We start from the raw sequence: 16,670 nt of genomic DNA, 5'->3' as shown, positions 1-16,670 counted from the left end.
AGTCTTTTGCCAAACAACCGATTTTCATGGGTTTCATTCTGGAACGTATACGTAGGCGCCCCCAATAGCTCATAACCACGACGCGGATAAAAACCCAGCGCCCGCTCGTTGCCGACCCACACCGTCGCCCACAACAAAGAAGCGCCACCCTGCCCTGCGCGCTGTTCAGCCGCTTGCAGTAAACGGTAGCCGAGTCCGAGCCCGGTAAACCGTTCCTGGATGTAGAGCCGCTGCAACTCGGCCGCGTTCGGCGTTGAGATCAGCGCATGGCCGGTGTCCATCGCCACCTGGGCAAACCCCACCAGATGCCCGTTGGATTCAGCGACGATAATCCCCGTGCCCGGCTGGGCGATCAGTCCAGAGATCGCGTGGGGCGAAAACGCTTGCAGCGCCTCGGCAGCGATTGAATCGCGAATGCCTTCGGTGGCGTAGGTATCGAGAAAAACCTGCATGCCCAGCACGCCAATGCATAACGCATCTTCAGGAAGCGCATCGCGGATAAGTAGGTCGGGGAGCATTCGATGGGCGCTCTCATCATCAGGAAAGGCAACGTTTTAACACAACTGCACATCTCTGCAATTGCCAGCCCGAATTCACACCCGTAGGGTTATCGCTTCCCCCGCCAACAGGAGCCAGCAATGACCTGGTTTTCAGATCCCGACGCTGTCGCCCGCTACGCCGAAGGCCCGGTGAGGCTGGTGCCGGGTTTCGATTCCTTGCAGCGCATGAGCACGCTGCTGCTGGGCGAAAGCGTCCCAGCCACCGGCAAGGTATTGGTACTCGGTGCAGGCGGCGGCCTGGAGTTGAAGAAGTTTGCCGACAGCCAGCCCGAGTGGCAGTTTGTGGGGGTGGACCCGTCTGCCGAGATGCTGAAGCTGGCCGAGGCCACCTTGGGTCCGCTGATGGCCCGGGTGCAGTTACATGAAGGCTATATCGATACCGCGCCCGAGGGGCCGTTCGATGCCGCCACGTCCTTGCTGACCTTGCATTTCATCCCGGCCGAAGAGCGTCTGCAAACCCTGAAAGAACTGTGGCGGCGCTTGTCGCCGGGCGCGCCTTTGATTGCGGCGCATCACAGCTTCCCGCAGTCGTCGCCAGAGGAAAAAGCGCGCTGGCTGAAGCGTTATGCGGCCTATGCCGTGGATTCCGGCGTACCGGCTGAAGATGCCCAGCGGGCGATTGCCGCCATCAGCAGCCACTTGCCGGTGCTGTCACCCAACGTCGATGAAGCGCTGCTACGGGAGGCAGGCTTCGAAGGTGTGGAACTGTTCTACGCGGGCTTCAGCTTCAAGGGCTGGGTTGCGTACAAGCCCGCCTAGCTTCCGGGGGAGGCTTACCAACTCCCCGACGCCCCACCCCCACCGCTGGAACCGCCACCCCCCGAAGAGCTGCTGCTGGAACTGGAACTCGAACCGGAGGAGCTGGAGCCCCCACCAGACCCCGACCCCGACCCGCCGCTGATACCGTGGGCAAAGATGAACAGCGCCGCGAACGAAGCGAATGGAAACGCCAGCAGCCATCCCGTGGCGCCCTTGTCAATCAATGCCCCAGCGACCCCGTACAACACCAGCACCGCCAACAGCCGCGCGATAAAGCCCACCTGGCTCTCTTGCCACATGCTCTTCATCACCAGGAACAGGCCGAGATACAGGCCCAGGACCAGCAACCCTGCGAATGGATAAGCCAGCCAGTGGATCAAGGATATCTCGCGTACGAAGTTATCGGTCAGCAGCACGCCGGCGATGTAGCCCAACAGCACCAGCACGGTGTAAAACGCCGCCCTCGCCTGCCACAACGCGCCGAAAGTAGCGCCACCGATCAGCATGCACAGGGGCAGCAACAGCAAATAGACCGGCCAGTCCTTGCCGCCCGCAACCGCGACCAGCACCACGGTGACAACGACCACCGCCATCAGGGCCCGGCGCCAAGGGAGTTTTTCGGCGCCCATCAATACCCCGACCACCCCGCCAAACATGAATGCCAGGAGTACCGCATACGCTTCAGGCGGGAAACCGGCCTTGGCCACCTCGGGCAAATTGCCCCCGTCCACCAACAGTGTCAGGTCGTCCACCGCTTGCTGCACGCCGCCTGCGTAATCGCCCTGGCGAAACGCCGGGGTGATGTGTTCCTCGATGATGCGGTGGGCCAGCAGGTCGGTGACCACGCCCTCCAGGCCGTAACCGACTTCGATCCGAACCTTGCGATCGTCTTTCGCCACCAGCAGCAGGATGCCGTCGTTGACGTCCTTGCGCCCCAGTTTCCAGGCACGGAACAGTTGGTTGGCGAAGTCCTCGATGCCAACGCCCTGGGTGCTCGGCAGCAGCATCACCGCCACCTGTGCGCCCTTGCGTTGTTCCAGACCGGCGAGTTGCGTGGTCATACGCAATTGAGTGGCGGCGTCGAGGGTGTGGGTCAGGTCGATCACGCGCTGGTCCAGCGCAACCGTGACCGGCGTCGGGGGAACGGTATCGGCCCACACTTGCGAGCCGGAAACGATCAGCAGCAAGCCCAAGACACATTGCCGTAGGAACACCATCATGTTTTGTTACCTGAAGTTTCATCCTGAATCGGCCGACTTTACCCTATCGACGCTATAAACAGGTGACCCGACGCCACCGACTATCTAGACTTACGCCACCCCCACACACGCCCTACACGAGAACGCCATGGACCTTCAGCAGCGCAACAACGTCAGGGTGTATGGCAGCGGTCCCACGACCCTGGTTTTCTCCCATGGCTTCGGGTGTGATCAGACCATGTGGAATTATCTGTTTCCTCACTTCACCGGGCGCTTCCGTGTGGTGCTGTATGACCTGGTGGGAGCTGGCCAGTCTGACCTGAGCGCGTACGACAGCGAAAAATACAGCTCACTGACCGGCTACGCCCATGATCTGGGTGAGGTCATTGATGAATACGCCGTGGGCCCGGTGGTGCTGGTGGGGCACTCCGTCAGCGCCATGATCGGCGCCCTGGCCGATCGCCAGGCCCCCGGAAAAATCGCCGCCCATGTGATGATCGGTCCTTCGCCGTGCTATATCGATTCCGGTGACTACACGGGCGGGTTCACCCTCGACGATATCCATTCGTTGCTCGATACCCTCGATAGCAATTACCTCGGCTGGTCCAGCACCATGGCCCCGGTGATCATGGGCGCGCCTGGGCAACCGGCCCTCGGCGAAGAACTGACCAACAGCTTCTGCCGCACCGAGCCCGACATCGCCAAGCGCTTCGCACGGGTGACGTTCCTGTCGGACAACCGCCAGGACATCGCCGGCCTGATGACCCCCACCCTGATTCTGCAATCCACCGACGACTTGATCGCACCGGTCTGCGTGGGTGAATACCTGCACGCGGCGTTGCCCGCCAGCACGTATTGCCTGGTCGATAACGTGGGGCATTGCCCGCACATGAGTGCACCTGGCGCCTGCTCAGCGGCCATGGACAGTTTCCTGTTGCCATGGGTAGGTGCCGATGCCAGTCGATAACCTGTCGTTGCCGGATCCTCAACGTTTGTTCGACGGCGCGCCCTGCGCCTTGGTGGTTACCCGGGAAGACGGCACCATCGTGCAGGCCAACCAGTGCTTCAGCGACTGGACCGGCTTCAGCCTCGATGAGTTGAAAGAACGGCGGTTTCAGGACTTGCTGACGATGGGCGGACGGATCTTCCATCAGACGCACCTGGGGCCGCTGATGAAAATGCAGGGCTCCATCGCTGAAGTAAAACTCGACCTGCTGCACCGTGACCGGCGCACCGTCACGGTATTGCTCAACGGCGTCAGGTACGAACATGCCGGCATTGCCTATAACGAACTGGCCCTCTTCGGCACCACCGACCGCGACAAGTACGAGCGTGAACTGCTCAATGCCCGCAAACTGGCTGAAGCCTTGTTGCAGGAAAAGACCGCCACTGAAGTCGCGCTGCAGCAGGCCCAGGCCGAACTGAGCAGCGCCTATGAAATCGCCCAGCGCCGGGCGCTGTTTGCCGAGCAGATGGTCGCGATTGTCAGCCATGACCTGAAGAACCCGCTTACCGCGATCAAGATGGCCTCGGAGTTCCTCGCCCGTGGCGAGCGCAGCCCCAAGGAGCGCCAACTCCTGGGGCATATCGGCCTGTCCACCGAACGGGCGCAGCGGATGATCGCCGACTTGCTGGACTTCACCCAGGCCAGAGTCGGCCAGGGCATCAGCATCAATCCCGTAGCACTCGACCTGCACGCCGTCACCCGTGACAGTCTCGACGAGTTGCGGGTGGCGTTCCCCACGGTGACCCTCGAACATCACGCAACGGGCAGCGCCAGCACGTTCCTGGATGCCKACCGTATACAACAAATCATCGGCAACCTGGTGGCCAACAGCGTGGCGTACGGCGACCTACAACAGTCGATTACCATCACCTCGCACCAGGACGCGCAAGAGAGCCGGCTCTCGGTGCATAACCACGGCCCGGCGATTCCCGAAGCGTTGATGGCTGGCTTGTTTGAACCCATGACCCGAGGCACGGAGCAGGACAGTGAGGTGCGTAGCGTTGGCCTGGGGCTGTTTATCGTGCGGGAAATTGCCAAGGCCCATGATGGAGGTGTTTCGGTGAGTTCAAGCCCGGACCGGGGCACTACCTTCAGTGTGCACTTTCCATTGCGCCACCCATGAGCGCGGCAGCCACAGTGCCGTGAACAACGGTTTGGACTGACCCCGTCAACACCACGCCGCCACGCCCATCCCAATGCACCGTCACGGTACCGCCATCGCATTGCACGTCGACGGTGTCATCCAGCAGCCCACGACGAATCCCGTTGACCACCGCGCCACAACAGCACGAGCCCGAGCCCTGCGGGATGCCGCCGCCCCGTTCCCAGATGCGCAGGCGGATATGACACCGGTCGAGTACCTGCACGAAATGCACATTGGTCTTGTTGGGGAACAGCGGGTGGGTTTCCAACGACGGCCCAAGCGTCGCGATATCGACCGCCGCCAGGTCGTCGACAAAGAAGGTGCAATGCGGGTTGCCCATGCTGCACGCCGCCGGGTCGCCCTCCAGCGGCAAGCGTTCGGTGTCCATCGCCTGCGCCAGCGGAATTTTTTCCCAGCCCAATGAAGGCAGCCCCATGTCCACCGACACCCGCTGTCCCGATTCGCGCACGCACGTCAGCAGCCCCCGGTTGGTTCGCAGCACGAGGGTGGCAGTGCCGGCTTCGCGCATCAGCATGTCTGCAACCCCGCGGGTGGCGCTGCCGCAGGTGTCGAGCGGGGTGCCGTTGGGGTTCCAGAATGTGATGCGGGCAGCCGCGTCAGTGCAGTCGAGCACCACGGCCAATTGATTGAAGCCGATGCCGCGATGACGGTCACCCAGGCGGCGGGCGATTTCAGCGGTGATCGGGTCATCCTGGCCGCGCCGGTCGATCACGATGAAATCATCACCGTGGGCGTGCATCTTCACGAACTGCAAAGTCATGGGGCGTCCTGTTCTCGACCGGGCAAGGCCTGCAAGGATAGAGGGCTGGCGGGTATTTCATCAAATTCCCATCACGGGCATGGTAGCGTGACTTTGCCCCGCCCGGGTCAATCCATCCCTGAGGAACAGCATGCTACAACGCCCTCTGAAAAACGTGGCCCTGGCCGCGCTGCTCGCCTCGTTCGCCCAAGCCGCCTTTGCCGCGCCCCAGGTGCTGAGTGCCTGCCAGCCCGCCACCTCGAATCCGACCTCCAAATCGCTGCTGGCTGCCGCCCAGCGCCACCTCGGCGACCAGCCCGACGCCCTGCCCCATCTGCACACCGAAGGTACCCTGCCGAACCACGGCATCCGCGAGCAAAGCATCGCCGCCGAGAAGGATTGGCCAGTCATGCGCCAGGCGGCCCTGGCCTGGCGCCTGAGCCGTGACACGCGCTACCTCAAGCAAGTGGATGACTACCTGAGCGCGTGGGCCAGCACCTACCAGCCGGACTTCAACCCGATCGACGAAACCAACCTCGACATGCTGATCAGCGCCTACGCCCTCACCGCCAGCGACCTTCGCCCCCAGACCCGCGACGCCACCCGCGCGCTGCTGACCAACCTGGGCAACGGCTATATCGAGCGCATCAAGCAGTTCCACGGCGAAAAGAAAGCCACCAACACCAATAACTGGCAGAGCCACCGCGTAAAACTGGTCACGGTGGCCGCCGCTGCACTGGGCGACCGCGAGATGCTCGAACAGGCCTTCCAGCTGTTCCGGCAACAGATCAACGACAACGTACTGCCCGACGGCTCGGTGAGCGACTTCCAGGACCGTGACGCCCTGCACTATGTGGTCTACGACCTGGAGCCGCTGGTGCAGGCCGCGCTGGCGGCCAAGCCCTACGGCATTGGCGGCAACTGGCTGGACGTCACCGCGCCCCACGGTGGCTCGCTGAGCGAAGCACTGGACTGGCTGGCGCCGTATGCCAAAGGCCAGCGCAGCCACGAAGAGTTCGTGCATACCCACGTGCAGTTCGACCGGGACCGCGCCCGCGTAGGTGAGCCTGGCTACAGCGGCGAATGGAACCCGAAAAGCAGCAATACGCTGTACTGGCTGGCGGCGCAGTTGGACGCCCGGTATCTGCCAGTGGCCGAACAACTCGCGCCCAAGCCTTCGGACTGGATCAGCGCCTGTTATTTGAAGTGAGTCGCCCGGTAGACTGAGCCGACTCACCCCTTCGAAGGATCGACCATGCTTATTGTGTTCAGCGGCCTGCCCGGCACCGGGAAGACCACAATTGCCAAGGCCCTTGCCGGCCAATCCGGCGCCGTGTATCTGCGCATCGACACCATCGAGCAGGCCATCCGCGATGCAGGGGTACTGGAGCAAGGTGTGGGCAGCAGCGGTTACCAGGTGGCCAATGCGCTGGCGTTGAGCAACCTGTTGCTGGGCCACACGGTTGTCGTCGATTGCGTTAACCCGGTGGCTGAAAGTCGTCAGGCGTGGAGCGACACTGCGCTAAGCGCCGGTAAGCCGCTGGTGAATATCCAGGTGGTGTGCTCCGACCCACACGAACACCAACGTCGCGTGGAATCACGCACCAGCGATATTCCGGGGCTCACGCCGCCCACCTGGCAGTCCGTCCTGGCCCATGAATATGAGCCATGGGCCGAGTCGCCATTGACCGTCGATACGGCGCGCTTGCCTCCCCATGAGGCGCTGACGATGATCAACGCTCAGCTAAGCGCCTAGAGCGCACTCTCCATCGCTTTCATCAACACCGGGTCCCGCCCGTAAATGTCCGGCGCGTAGAGCAACGCGCCCTTGCCATCGACCTGCACCGTCCAGTACCCCAACAACACGGGTACCGGCGTCGCGAGCCGGAACTCGTGGGTGGTTTCCGTCGCCAGCAGTTCTTCGGTGCGGATCTTCTCCGCCGGGCTCACCAGGAAGTCGCGCAACAGCAGCGGCTGCTCAACCCTCACACATCCCGAACTGAAGGCCCGCGGGCCCTTGGAGAACAGCGGCTGGCTCGGCGTGTCGTGCAGGTACACCGAATACGGGTTGGGAAAGCGCAACACGATCCGGCCCAGCGGGTTGCGCGGGCCGGCGCCCTGACGCAGCAGGATGTTGCCGGGGTGCGACCAGTCGACCTGTTCCGGTGCCAGCGGGTTGCCCTGGCTGTCGAGCACTTGCAGGTTCTGCTGGCGCAGGTATTCGGGGTTCAGGCGGATCGCCGGCAGCTTGTCCTCGCGCATGATGGTGGGCGGGATGGTCCAGGTGGGGTTCAGGGTCAGCCGGGTGATGCGCGACTTCAGCAGCGGCGTCTGGCGGTCGGCGCGGCCGACTTGCAGGCGGGTTTGCCACACGGGCACGCCGCCCTGGTAGAAGCTCAGTTGCGCCGCTGCCACGTTCACCAGCACGCCCTCGGGTTCCAGGTCCCGGGACAGCCAGCGAAACCGTTCAAGGTTGATGCGCAATTGTTCGCGGCGAATCGCCGGGCTGATGTTCAGCTCGGTGACCGTGCCGGGGCCGATCACGCCGTCGGCTTGCAGGGAATGGCTTTGCTGGAAGGTCTTGACCGCGTTGACCAACTCGCCACGGTATTGCGTCCCCGCGGAGGTGGCGCTCAGGTAGCCGCCATTGACCATTCGCCGCGCCAGTTGCGGCACCCGCGAATCGTCCATGCCCGGGCGCAGCAACGGGCCGCTGGCCACGGCTTCCCAATGCTGCAACGGTTGCTGGCGCAAGGCGGCGTAGGCACTGCGCAGGCCAAGGTATAGCGGCGCGCTCGGGCGGGCCTGGTCGAAGGCTTGGGCGACGTTCTGCATGCCGGCCTCGGCCATGGCCAGCAATTGGGTGTCGGGGTCCGGAGCCGGTTGCGAATGCCAGACGGGCTCGAAGCGCGACTGCTGCAAGCGGCCGAAATGCAGGTCCTGCAGGGCTTGCAGGTACTGCTGGCTGGTACCGATATCGATGCACAGCACGTTCCCCGTGGCATCCGCCGGGGGCAGTCTATAGTGAGTCGGGTCCAGGCCATCGTCGGCCAGCAACTGCAGTTGGGCTAGCAATGCGGCGCGGCGATCCCCCTCGGACCACAGCACCACGTCGCCCTGCTGCTGATAAAACGCCTGCAAACGCGCCAGGGAAGGCGCATCGACCTGCCCGGCCGGGCCTGGGCAAACGGTCGACAATTGCGAGAGCGCCAATTGCACCGGGGCCGGCGACACCACCAACAGGTCTTCGGCTGTCGCGACCAGCGGTGCAACGAGCAGGCAAATGCTCAAGTAACATGCGTGTTTTTTGAACAATCGCTTAGCTCCCATCCACGGCGGAGATGCTTTATACATGCTGACCTTTTGCTGCCGACTCGGCCTGATCATCTCGACCTTTGCCTCGCTGAGCACCGTTGCGCTCGCAGACACGGGTAAACCTCTTACTCTGTATAGCAGCCTCGCCCACGCCGCTCCAGAACTCAACCCCGATGTACTGAAAAGAGCCTTGAGCGCCATGCAATGCGCGGTGGGCAATGGCATCGAACAGTCCGACCGGCTGGCGGTGATCGACTATTCCCAACCTTCGACCGCTCGTCGCCTATGGATCTTCGACCTGCGCAAGAAGACATTAGTGCTGCGGGATTTGGTGGCCCACGGACAAAAATCCGGGGAAAACTTCGCCACCCAGTTCTCCAACCGTGAAGGCAGTTACCAGTCCAGCATTGGCTTGTTCCGCACCCAGGAGAGCTACGAAGGCGCCCACGGCTACTCGCTGCGCATGGACGGCCTGGAGCCGGGTTTCAATGACCGTGCACGGGACCGCGCCATCGTGATCCATGCCGCCGACTATGTAAGCCCATTGTGGAGCAAGCGCGAAGGCCGTATCGGCCGCAGCCAGGGTTGCCCCGCCGTACGCCCGCAGGTAGCGCGCCAGGTGGTGGACAAACTCAAGGACGGCCAGTTCATGTTTTCCTGGTACCCCGACCAGCGCTGGCTGAAGTCCTCGGCTTACCTCAACTGCAAGCCGCGCCAGATGGCGAGTGCCGGTACTGTCAAAGGCGGTTGATGCTCTCGCTGTTGCCGTGCACCATGCGGCTCACGCCACCAGGAACTCCACCGTGTTCCTGGGCTTGATGAGAGAGAGAACCTGAGATGCTTTTACATCAATCCACCTGGATCGAGATTGGCCAGTTTCTGGAACGCAGCCGCAGCATCGTGATTCCCATCGGCTCCAACGAACAACACGGCCCCACCGGCCTGTTGGGCACCGACTGGATGTGCCCGGAAATCATTGCCCATGAAGCGCAGAAGAACGCCGACATCCTGATCGGCCCGACCTTCAACATCGGCATGGCCCAGCATCACCTGGGCTTCCCGGGCACCATTTCCCTGCGCCCTTCGACCTTTATCGCGGCGATTGGTGATTGGGTACGCTCGTTGGCAGGCCATGGTTTCGAGAAGATCCTGTTTCTCAATGGCCACGGCGGCAATATTGCCTCGATCGAAGCGGCGTTCTCCGAGCTGTATGCCGAAGCCAGCTTCAGCGGGCGCCCGTCGGGTTATGCGCTGAAACTGTGCAACTGGTGGGACCTGGAAGGCGTGAACGAACTGGCGCACCAACAGTTCCCGGTGGGCCACGGCAGCCATGCCACGCCGTCGGAGATCGCCGTGACCCAATGGGCCTACCCGGACGCGATCAAGTCGGCAGACTACTCGCCGCAAATCGCCAACACCGGGCCGATTCGCGAAGCCCGCGACTTCCGCGCGCGTTTCCCGGATGGGCGCATGGGTTCAGACCCGGCGCTGGCCACCCCGCAAAAAGGCGGTGAGTTGGTGGCGTTGGCGGCCAAGGGGTTGGTGAAAGCGGTCGAGACGTTCAGCAGCGAGCCAAAGCCGAGCTGAATCATTCGCTCAGACAATGAAGATCAACTGTGGGAGCTGTCGAGCTTAAGCGAGGCTGCGATGGGATCACCTCGGTGTCACTGTCAGACCGCAGTGATGCTATCGCAGCCTCGCTGGGGCTCGACAGCTCCCACATCAGATCCTGGCTCGTCGATTACAGGCAATCCTGCGCTGCATGCTCGAACCGCGATGGCTTGAACGCCGACGCCAACGGCTTGCGCTCGTACAGGAACACCTTGCCGCCGTCCTGGGACTTGTAGACTTCGAGGATGTTGTCCGCGGCGATCTTGCTGCTCACCACGATCCGGGCATGCCGCGAATTCTGCGTGACCGTGGAGGTCATGCCGTTTTTCTCGAACTTGGGCACCACGCACTGCACGTAGGCTTCAGGGTCCTTGGCGGTTTGCAGGGTAAGGGTTGGGGCATTGGGGGCGGATGCACAGCCCGTCATCAATAAAGAAGCAGAAGCCATCGCTGGCACTAACAACACGCGCATAAAAATTCCTGAAAAATAAACGAAGTGGGCTAACCGGCAGCGACCAACGCCTTGAGCGAGGCATCGAACTGCTTTAATGCGTTCAACTGAACGTCGCGCTGCTGCCCAATCTGTGCAGCGATCTGGGGCGCCGTTTTGTCATGTACCCACACATTAGGCAAGTGCATTTGCATCGAACCCTCGGCTTTGGCGATGTATTGCAGGTCAAGGTCATAGAACTTGGCAACAAACCGCGCTTCCACCCGATCATTACGCTGGGTCAGCAATTGGTTGTAGGTATCGAGCATCACCACCACATCCGGGTGCGCCTGCAACAGCGCATCAAGGTTGTCGTAACGGGTGACCGAGGCAAAGGTGTGCCGCAACGAAGCCATCAGCCAGTCAATCGCCAGGTCCGGGTCGGAACTGTCGACGAAGGCCTGGCGAATCTGCTCGTCCAGCTGGCCCTTGGCACCATTGACCGCCATGGCGTGGTAGCGCGCCAGGTACTCAAGGTTGTCGAGGGTGTTGTCGCTGTAGAGCACGCCGACCGATTGCGAATGCCGCAACCCGACCGGGCTGGCGACGATTGGCGCCAGGTGGCTGGCTTGAAGCCCCCCGGCCGACGCAGAGCCAACCATTGTGCTCATCAGCAGCGCCACCAGGGCCAAACCGGTAAAAGTCCTCATCGCAGGGTCCTTGCACATCATGTTCAATGATGGCAATTGTCCTCCTTTTTCAGAAAAACAGAACTCGCAATACTTGATGGTGACTATTATCTAGAGCAATAGTGTCGTGCAGGCCGCCTCACACAAAATGATAAGGAACGCCTATGAAGCCCCACCAGAAAACCTTCGATCGCATCCGTGAAGCTGTGCTTCCGGAGTTTCGCGAGCGGGTTGCCGATTACCTGGTCGACTATGAGGAAGTGCTGCTGGACAACGCCGCCGAACCGGAAGTGGTCTACGCGATTGCCCAGCAATTGCGTGGCTACTTGCGCGGTTTGAACACCACCCGGGTGCTGGGCATGGCCGACTGGGAAGACCTTGACCGCCGGGTGGTGCAAAGCTGGCTGGTGCTGCTCAAAGCCGAATAGCACCGCGCCTCAAGCTCAGCGTATATCCACGCGATAACGGAAATGTTCGGCGTGGCCACGGCCGCGTCGCAACTCCAGGGGTTGGCCGGCGTAATCCCGGGCCAGCCGCTCGATCACCATCACCGGGCTGCCCACCGGCACCTGCAACCAGCGGGCCCACACGTCATCGATGGACTCGGCGGTGAGGGCTTCCTCGGCAGAAGCGACTACTTGCCCGCAGACTTCTTCGTAAGTGGGGTACAACAGCAATCCCTGCCGGGTCAGATCCACGTCCAGCAGCGCCTGGAACCGCTCGCGCGGCAGCCAGATTTCCTCGGCCAGCACTGGCCCGGTGTCCAGCACGTGTACCCGCACGATGCAGATTACCGGCGCATCCGCTGCCAGCCCCAGCACCTCGCTCACCGACAACGGCGCCTTCACCGGCTTGACCGACAGGATCCGGCTCTGCGGCAGCTGGCATTCACCGCCCGGGCCCTGGAAGCGGAAACACCGGAACAACGACGACTGAAACTTCGGGCGGCGCACAAACGTACCACGGCCCTGCTGGCGCTCCAGAATGCCCTCGCCCACCAACGCCTCGATCGCTTTACGCACGGTGCCGGTAGACAGCTGGTACTGGGTGGACAACACCGCTTCAGGGGGAATAGCCGCACCGGCACGCCAGTGATTATTGGCAATCTGCTCAATCAGATGATCCCGAAAACGCTGGTACAGCGGCAGGCGGGAGTCACTCGACAGTATATTCATGGACCAGGATTCACTTTGTAATTGAGGAGTGTGACTACAGCGACGGTCGTGCCTGCTTGACCCATTCCTGGACCGAAGGCCGTTGCCATTGGCGCTGGGCGTACGCCACCAGGTTGGCGGGTACGGTGTCACCGTTGAGGATCAGCCGATTGAGCATCACGGCCAGGTCCACGTCGGCAATCGACCACGCGCCGAACAGGTAGTCGCGGCCGTCGGCCAACAGCGCCTGCGCCGCGTTGATCAGCGTGTGGGCCGCTGCTTCAGCAACCGGCGACAGCGGGTCGCCCTTGAGCCCGTAAAACACCACCAGGGTCGAACGTTCCTGCCGAATCGGCATCAAGTCACTGCGCAACCACGCCTGCACCTGCCGCGCCCTCGCCCGCTGGCGGGGTTCGGCCGGGTACACCGGCACCTGCGGGAACACATCCTCCAGGTACTCGGTAATCGCCGATGACTCGGACAGCGCAAACTCACCCTGCACCAGGGTCGGCACGCGCCCCGTCAGCGACAAGTGCGTGTACGCGTCAGTCTGGTTCTCGGCCGTGTCGAGGTTCAACGTGAGCAGTTCAAATTCAAGGCCCTTTTCCCGCAGGGTCACAAACGCCGACATCGCGTAGGGACTGGTGAAATGGGCGTCAACGTACAGGCTCAGCGGGCGATGGTTCACGGCGACATCTCCTTGGTGGGAGCACCACACTACGAGATCGCGCCGCGCAAATGAAATGCGCGGTTTTTATGGGGGCATTCCTGGCTGGAATACCATCGATAATGGCAATACTATGGCCCCTTGAACCCACCCGTAACGCCCCGAAAAGCGGATCAAGGAACGATCACTAGATGAAACAAGCGGTTGTAGTCATCCACGGAATCGGCGAGCAGCGCCCGATGGATACCCTGCGTGGCTTCGTCGAAGCGGCGATCCCGGCGGACACCCCCGAGGCGACGCCTTTCTACTGGAGCAAACCCGACCGGTTTTCGCGCAACTTCGATTTGCGCGTGTTGAAGTCGGCGGGTCGCAACACCACCGATTTCTACGAGTACTACTGGGCCCACAAGATGCAGGGCACCAAGGTCGGGCACCTGCTCAGTTGGCTATGGGACATTTTCAAGCGCCCGCGCCGGGATATCCCGACGGCCATCGTGCCGATCTGGCGCGCCACGCGCTGGGCCTTGCTGGCCCTGCTCGTGCTGCTGGTCAGCGGAACCCTGGCGACGCTGTATGGCCGATTCCCCCACAGCGACAACCCCTTCGCCCTGATCCCGGTGCTGCTGGCGGTGATCGGCCTGGCCCTGAAGTACTCGGCACTGTCATACCTTGGCGATGCCGCCCGCTACCTGAGCCCCAACCCGCAGAACGTGGTGGTGCGCGAACAGATCCGCGCCGATGGCGTCGACCTGCTGCGCGCCCTGCATGACAAGGGTGATTACGACCGCATCATCGTCGTCGGCCACAGTTTGGGCAGCGTGATTGCCTACGACATCGTCGGCTACCTGTGGCACGAGCATCACGATCAGTTACGCCCCGGCGGCCCGGAACTCGCCGCCCGCTACGCCAATCACGAGCGACTGCAACCGGTGGTCCAGGACACCCTGCCAAAGGCTGGAAACGCCCTCGACGGCCGCCTGCAAAGCCTCCTCAGGTTCCGCGAACAGCAAGCCGAAGCGTTTATCGAACAACGCAACCTCGGCAACCCGTGGCGCATCACCGACCTCGTCACCCTCGGCAGCCCGATGGCCCACGCCAGCCTGTTGCTGGGCCGCAGCGTGAGCGACTTCAAGCGCCGCATCGAACGCCGCGAAGCCCCCGCCTGCCCGCCGACGCTCGACGATAAGGGCTACGGCTACAGCGGCCGGCTGCCCGTCACGGTGGGCGGTCGCCCATTTTCACCCCTGTACTTGCACCATGCTGCGGCCTTCGCCGTGACCCGTTGGACCAACCTCTACTTCCCCGCGCCCCTGGGCCTGTTTGGCGACATCGTCGGCGGCCCGGTCAGCCCGGTGATGGGCCCCGGCGTACTGGACCTGCCGGTCAGCGTGGGCAAATGGAAAGGCTGGCTCGCCAGGTCCTGGCTCAGCCACACCCATTACTGGAGCGAACGCGGCGGCGCCAGGGGCTACCTGAATAAGCTGACCACCGATGACGCGGCAATTACCCAAGGCGAACGTCCGTCGGCGACTGAAGCGTTGCGTTGGGCGATTGATCTCAAGGGTGTGCGGCGTTTTCGCCAGGCGGGCGTCAGAGACTTAGTGGCTGAACCCGAGGCCTAGCCCGAAAAGCCACCGTCCTCCAGGAACGCCCGCTCCTCCTCTGTCGTGACCCTGGCCAACACCTCATTACGATGAGGAAAGCGTCCGAACCGCTCGATGATGCGGGCGTGCTCCTTGGCCCAGCGGTAGGTATTGGCATCAAGGTCCTTGTTCAGGGCCACCGACAGCTGTTGATCCCCGGGATCTTCAGAATGCTCGAAGGGCAAATAACAAAACGCCCGCAACGGGGTTTCGATCGACTTGTCCATCCCCGCCTCGACCATCTGCCGCGCGTACAAACGCGCCAGCGGGTCGGTGGCGAACATATGCGCCGTGCCACGGAAGGTATTGCGCGGGAACTGGTCCAGCAGCAACAGCAACGCCAGCGCGCCCTCCGGCGTTTGCATCCAGCTCTCCAGTTCGCGCCGGGCCGCCTGCAAATGCGTGGTGTAGAAAGCCTCGCGAAAACGCCGGTCAAACCCTTCATCCTTGGCAAACCAGAGCTTGGGCCCCGCCTGTTTCCAGAACTCAATAACCGCCATTGCTGCATTTTCCATCGTCGTCACAATCCTCTCCTCACTCACTCCACAAATTTCATCATCACTCTAAACAAAATCTATAAAGTTTCGGAACGTGTCTGAATGTTTCCACCGCACACAGGTAGTGTTGATGATCCTACGCCTTGCCCAGATTTTCAGTGACTCCAGCACCCGGGTTCGCGCCAAGCTGTTTGGCATCTACGGCTTGTTGATCGGCATTAACGTCGTCGCCTGGATCTGGGCGCTGGTGGCGTTCCATGAGCACCCGGTGCTGCTCGGCACCGCGCTCCTGGCCTACGGTTTCGGGCTGCGGCATGCGGTGGATGCCGACCATATCGCCGCCATCGACAACGTGACCCGCAAGCTGATGCAGGAAAAGAAACGTCCGGTGGCGGTGGGCTTCTTTTTCTCCCTGGGACATTCTTCGGTGGTGGTCCTGGCATACATTGGCGTCGCTTTTGCGGCCTCGATGATGCAGGCGCGGTTTGAAGGGTTCAAGGCCATCGGCGGGGTGATCGGCACGTCGGTCTCGGCCTCGTTCCTGTTGGTCATCGCCTTGATGAACCTGGTGATCCTGCACGCGATCTACAAGGCCTGGCGCCATGTGCGCCAGGGCGGTGCGTATGTGGAGGACGACTTCGACCTGCTGCTGGCGGACCGGGGTTTCATGGCGCGGATTTTCCGCCCGGTGTTTCGCCTGATCAGCCGCAGCTGGCACATGTACCCGTTGGGTTTCCTGTTCGGCCTGGGCTTTGATACGGCCACCGAGATCGGCCTGTTGGGGATTTCTGCGACCCAGGCCTCTCAAGGGCTGTCGCCGTGGGCGATCATGGTGTTCCCGCTGCTGTTCAGCGCCGGCATGTCCCTGGTGGACACGCTGGACGGTCACCTGATGCTGGGGGCATACGGCTGGGCGTACATGAAGCCGATCCGCAAGATCTACTACAACATGACCATCACCCTGGTATCGGTGGTGGTTGCGGTGGTGATCGGCAGTATCGAGGCGTTGGGGTTGATGGGTGACCAGTTGGACCTGAAGGGATCGTTCTGGAGTTTTATCGGCTCGCTGAACGACAGTTTCGGGATGCTGGGCTACATGATCATCGGGATCTTCGTGGCCAGTTGGGCGATCTCGGTGATGCTGTATCGCCTCAAGGGCTTTGACCGGATTGATGTGAACGCGGGTTGACCGAGGGACATTCAGCCTTGTTGTGGCGAGGGAGCTTGCTCCCGCTG

General features: G+C 62.2%; 19 protein-coding genes. 10 read left to right on the top strand and 9 right to left on the bottom strand.

Annotated elements, in window-relative coordinates; translation table 11 throughout:
* On the bottom strand, positions 1–518 hold a 518-nt coding region (locus tag JV201_RS12605), incomplete at its 3' end, for a GNAT family N-acetyltransferase (RefSeq protein WP_219407163.1).
* 120 nt (positions 519–638) lie between these two features.
* On the opposite strand from JV201_RS12605, the gene JV201_RS12600 reads away from it, so the two are divergent.
* Entirely contained in the window at positions 639–1,319 is a 681-nt protein-coding gene (locus tag JV201_RS12600; protein ID WP_219407005.1) for a class I SAM-dependent methyltransferase, read from the top strand.
* A gap of 14 nt (positions 1,320–1,333) precedes the next feature.
* Here JV201_RS12600 and JV201_RS12595 read toward each other — a convergent pair whose 3' ends face one another.
* Positions 1,334–2,539 carry a YgcG family protein gene (locus JV201_RS12595; protein ID WP_219407004.1) on the bottom strand — a complete coding sequence of 402 codons (1,206 nt, stop codon included), beginning with the start codon at positions 2,537–2,539 and terminating at the stop codon, positions 1,334–1,336.
* Positions 2,540–2,666: 127 nt separating this feature from the next.
* Here JV201_RS12595 and JV201_RS12590 point away from each other — a divergent pair, with 127 nt between their 5' ends.
* Both JV201_RS12590 and JV201_RS12585 read left to right on the top strand, forming a co-directional pair.
* A complete protein-coding gene (locus JV201_RS12590; protein ID WP_219407003.1) occupies positions 2,667–3,485 on the top strand; it encodes an alpha/beta fold hydrolase in 819 nt (272 codons plus the stop codon).
* Positions 3,472–4,647: a PAS domain-containing sensor histidine kinase gene (locus JV201_RS12585; protein ID WP_219407002.1), complete on the top strand. Its 1,176-nt coding sequence runs from the start codon at positions 3,472–3,474 to the stop codon at positions 4,645–4,647. The genes JV201_RS12590 and JV201_RS12585 overlap by 14 nt, the downstream gene beginning before the upstream one ends.
* On the opposite strand, the gene dapF is transcribed toward JV201_RS12585, so the two are convergent.
* Positions 4,616–5,449: a diaminopimelate epimerase gene (gene dapF, locus JV201_RS12580; RefSeq protein WP_219407001.1), complete on the bottom strand. Its 834-nt coding sequence runs from the start codon at positions 5,447–5,449 to the stop codon at positions 4,616–4,618. The two genes, JV201_RS12585 and dapF, sit on opposite strands and share 32 nt — an antisense overlap.
* A gap of 130 nt (positions 5,450–5,579) precedes the next feature.
* Here dapF and JV201_RS12575 point away from each other — a divergent pair, with 130 nt between their 5' ends.
* Positions 5,580–6,638 carry an alginate lyase family protein gene (locus JV201_RS12575; protein WP_177067501.1) on the top strand — a complete coding sequence of 353 codons (1,059 nt, stop codon included), beginning with the start codon at positions 5,580–5,582 and terminating at the stop codon, positions 6,636–6,638.
* A gap of 45 nt (positions 6,639–6,683) precedes the next feature.
* Complete coding sequence (locus JV201_RS12570; protein WP_134326371.1) at positions 6,684–7,184, top strand: AAA family ATPase; 501 nt, start codon at positions 6,684–6,686, stop codon at positions 7,182–7,184.
* On the opposite strand, the gene JV201_RS12565 is transcribed toward JV201_RS12570, so the two are convergent.
* Complete coding sequence (locus JV201_RS12565) at positions 7,181–8,743, bottom strand: murein L,D-transpeptidase (protein ID WP_219407000.1); 1,563 nt, start codon at positions 8,741–8,743, stop codon at positions 7,181–7,183. The genes JV201_RS12570 and JV201_RS12565 overlap by 4 nt on opposite strands.
* A gap of 37 nt (positions 8,744–8,780) precedes the next feature.
* On the opposite strand from JV201_RS12565, the gene JV201_RS12560 reads away from it, so the two are divergent.
* Both JV201_RS12560 and JV201_RS12555 read left to right on the top strand, forming a co-directional pair.
* Entirely contained in the window at positions 8,781–9,494 is a 714-nt protein-coding gene (locus tag JV201_RS12560) for a murein L,D-transpeptidase catalytic domain family protein (RefSeq protein WP_023658766.1), read from the top strand.
* Positions 9,495–9,580: 86 nt separating this feature from the next.
* Positions 9,581–10,330 carry a creatininase family protein gene (locus tag JV201_RS12555; RefSeq protein ID WP_008435386.1) on the top strand — a complete coding sequence of 250 codons (750 nt, stop codon included), beginning with the start codon at positions 9,581–9,583 and terminating at the stop codon, positions 10,328–10,330.
* A 154-nt stretch (positions 10,331–10,484) separates the two neighbouring features.
* On the opposite strand, the gene JV201_RS12550 is transcribed toward JV201_RS12555, so the two are convergent.
* Positions 10,485–10,826, bottom strand: a complete 342-nt coding sequence (locus tag JV201_RS12550) for a hypothetical protein (RefSeq protein WP_219406999.1) — start codon at positions 10,824–10,826, stop codon at positions 10,485–10,487.
* A 29-nt stretch (positions 10,827–10,855) separates the two neighbouring features.
* Entirely contained in the window at positions 10,856–11,494 is a 639-nt protein-coding gene (locus tag JV201_RS12545; protein WP_219406998.1) for an ATPase, read from the bottom strand.
* A gap of 143 nt (positions 11,495–11,637) precedes the next feature.
* Here JV201_RS12545 and JV201_RS12540 point away from each other — a divergent pair, with 143 nt between their 5' ends.
* Positions 11,638–11,901 carry a hypothetical protein gene (locus JV201_RS12540; protein WP_008435390.1) on the top strand — a complete coding sequence of 88 codons (264 nt, stop codon included), beginning with the start codon at positions 11,638–11,640 and terminating at the stop codon, positions 11,899–11,901.
* Positions 11,902–11,916: 15 nt separating this feature from the next.
* On the opposite strand, the gene JV201_RS12535 is transcribed toward JV201_RS12540, so the two are convergent.
* Both JV201_RS12535 and yfcF read right to left on the bottom strand, forming a co-directional pair.
* On the bottom strand, positions 11,917–12,648 hold the full coding sequence (locus JV201_RS12535; RefSeq protein ID WP_003210205.1) for a GntR family transcriptional regulator: 732 nt from the start codon (positions 12,646–12,648) through the stop codon (positions 11,917–11,919).
* Between the two features lie 34 nt (positions 12,649–12,682).
* Positions 12,683–13,315, bottom strand: a complete 633-nt coding sequence (yfcF, locus tag JV201_RS12530; protein WP_219406997.1) for a glutathione transferase — start codon at positions 13,313–13,315, stop codon at positions 12,683–12,685.
* Positions 13,316–13,485: 170 nt separating this feature from the next.
* Here yfcF and JV201_RS12525 point away from each other — a divergent pair, with 170 nt between their 5' ends.
* Complete coding sequence (locus JV201_RS12525) at positions 13,486–14,916, top strand: hypothetical protein (protein WP_177008613.1); 1,431 nt, start codon at positions 13,486–13,488, stop codon at positions 14,914–14,916.
* Here the strand turns inward: JV201_RS12525 and JV201_RS12520 are convergent.
* Positions 14,913–15,437: a DUF924 family protein gene (locus JV201_RS12520; RefSeq protein WP_008435398.1), complete on the bottom strand. Its 525-nt coding sequence runs from the start codon at positions 15,435–15,437 to the stop codon at positions 14,913–14,915. The genes JV201_RS12525 and JV201_RS12520 overlap by 4 nt on opposite strands.
* Before the next feature lie 127 nt (positions 15,438–15,564).
* On the opposite strand from JV201_RS12520, the gene JV201_RS12515 reads away from it, so the two are divergent.
* The gene (locus tag JV201_RS12515; RefSeq protein ID WP_219406996.1) at positions 15,565–16,623 is read left to right on the top strand and encodes a HoxN/HupN/NixA family nickel/cobalt transporter; all 1,059 of its coding nucleotides are present in this window, start codon (positions 15,565–15,567) and stop codon (positions 16,621–16,623) included.
* Positions 16,624–16,670 lie beyond the last annotated feature (47 nt).

Source organism: Pseudomonas sp. Colony2, from assembly GCF_019382755.1.
GTDB lineage: Bacteria > Pseudomonadota > Gammaproteobacteria > Pseudomonadales > Pseudomonadaceae > Aquipseudomonas.
The sequence above is the reverse complement of the archived record's forward strand: the minus strand, read 5'-3'. Positions and strand labels throughout refer to the sequence as shown.

Bases quoted from the DNA above. Each gene is read 5' to 3' on its own strand.
- JV201_RS12600 (WP_219407005.1), top strand. From the start codon at position 639: ATGACCTGGTTTTCAGATCCCGACGCTGTCGCCCGCTACGCCGAAGGC.
- JV201_RS12595 (WP_219407004.1), bottom strand. From the start codon at position 2,539: ATGATGGTGTTCCTACGGCAATGTGTCTTGGGCTTGCTGCTGATCGTT.
- JV201_RS12590 (WP_219407003.1), top strand. From the start codon at position 2,667: ATGGACCTTCAGCAGCGCAACAACGTCAGGGTGTATGGCAGCGGTCCC.
- dapF (WP_219407001.1), bottom strand. From the start codon at position 5,449: ATGACTTTGCAGTTCGTGAAGATGCACGCCCACGGTGATGATTTCATC.
- JV201_RS12575 (WP_177067501.1), top strand. From the start codon at position 5,580: ATGCTACAACGCCCTCTGAAAAACGTGGCCCTGGCCGCGCTGCTCGCC.
- JV201_RS12570 (WP_134326371.1), top strand. From the start codon at position 6,684: ATGCTTATTGTGTTCAGCGGCCTGCCCGGCACCGGGAAGACCACAATT.
- JV201_RS12560 (WP_023658766.1), top strand. From the start codon at position 8,781: ATGCTGACCTTTTGCTGCCGACTCGGCCTGATCATCTCGACCTTTGCC.
- JV201_RS12555 (WP_008435386.1), top strand. From the start codon at position 9,581: ATGCTTTTACATCAATCCACCTGGATCGAGATTGGCCAGTTTCTGGAA.
- JV201_RS12550 (WP_219406999.1), bottom strand. From the start codon at position 10,826: ATGCGCGTGTTGTTAGTGCCAGCGATGGCTTCTGCTTCTTTATTGATG.
- JV201_RS12545 (WP_219406998.1), bottom strand. From the start codon at position 11,494: ATGAGGACTTTTACCGGTTTGGCCCTGGTGGCGCTGCTGATGAGCACA.
- JV201_RS12540 (WP_008435390.1), top strand. From the start codon at position 11,638: ATGAAGCCCCACCAGAAAACCTTCGATCGCATCCGTGAAGCTGTGCTT.
- JV201_RS12535 (WP_003210205.1), bottom strand. From the start codon at position 12,648: ATGAATATACTGTCGAGTGACTCCCGCCTGCCGCTGTACCAGCGTTTT.
- JV201_RS12525 (WP_177008613.1), top strand. From the start codon at position 13,486: ATGAAACAAGCGGTTGTAGTCATCCACGGAATCGGCGAGCAGCGCCCG.
- JV201_RS12520 (WP_008435398.1), bottom strand. From the start codon at position 15,437: ATGGCGGTTATTGAGTTCTGGAAACAGGCGGGGCCCAAGCTCTGGTTT.
- JV201_RS12515 (WP_219406996.1), top strand. From the start codon at position 15,565: ATGATCCTACGCCTTGCCCAGATTTTCAGTGACTCCAGCACCCGGGTT.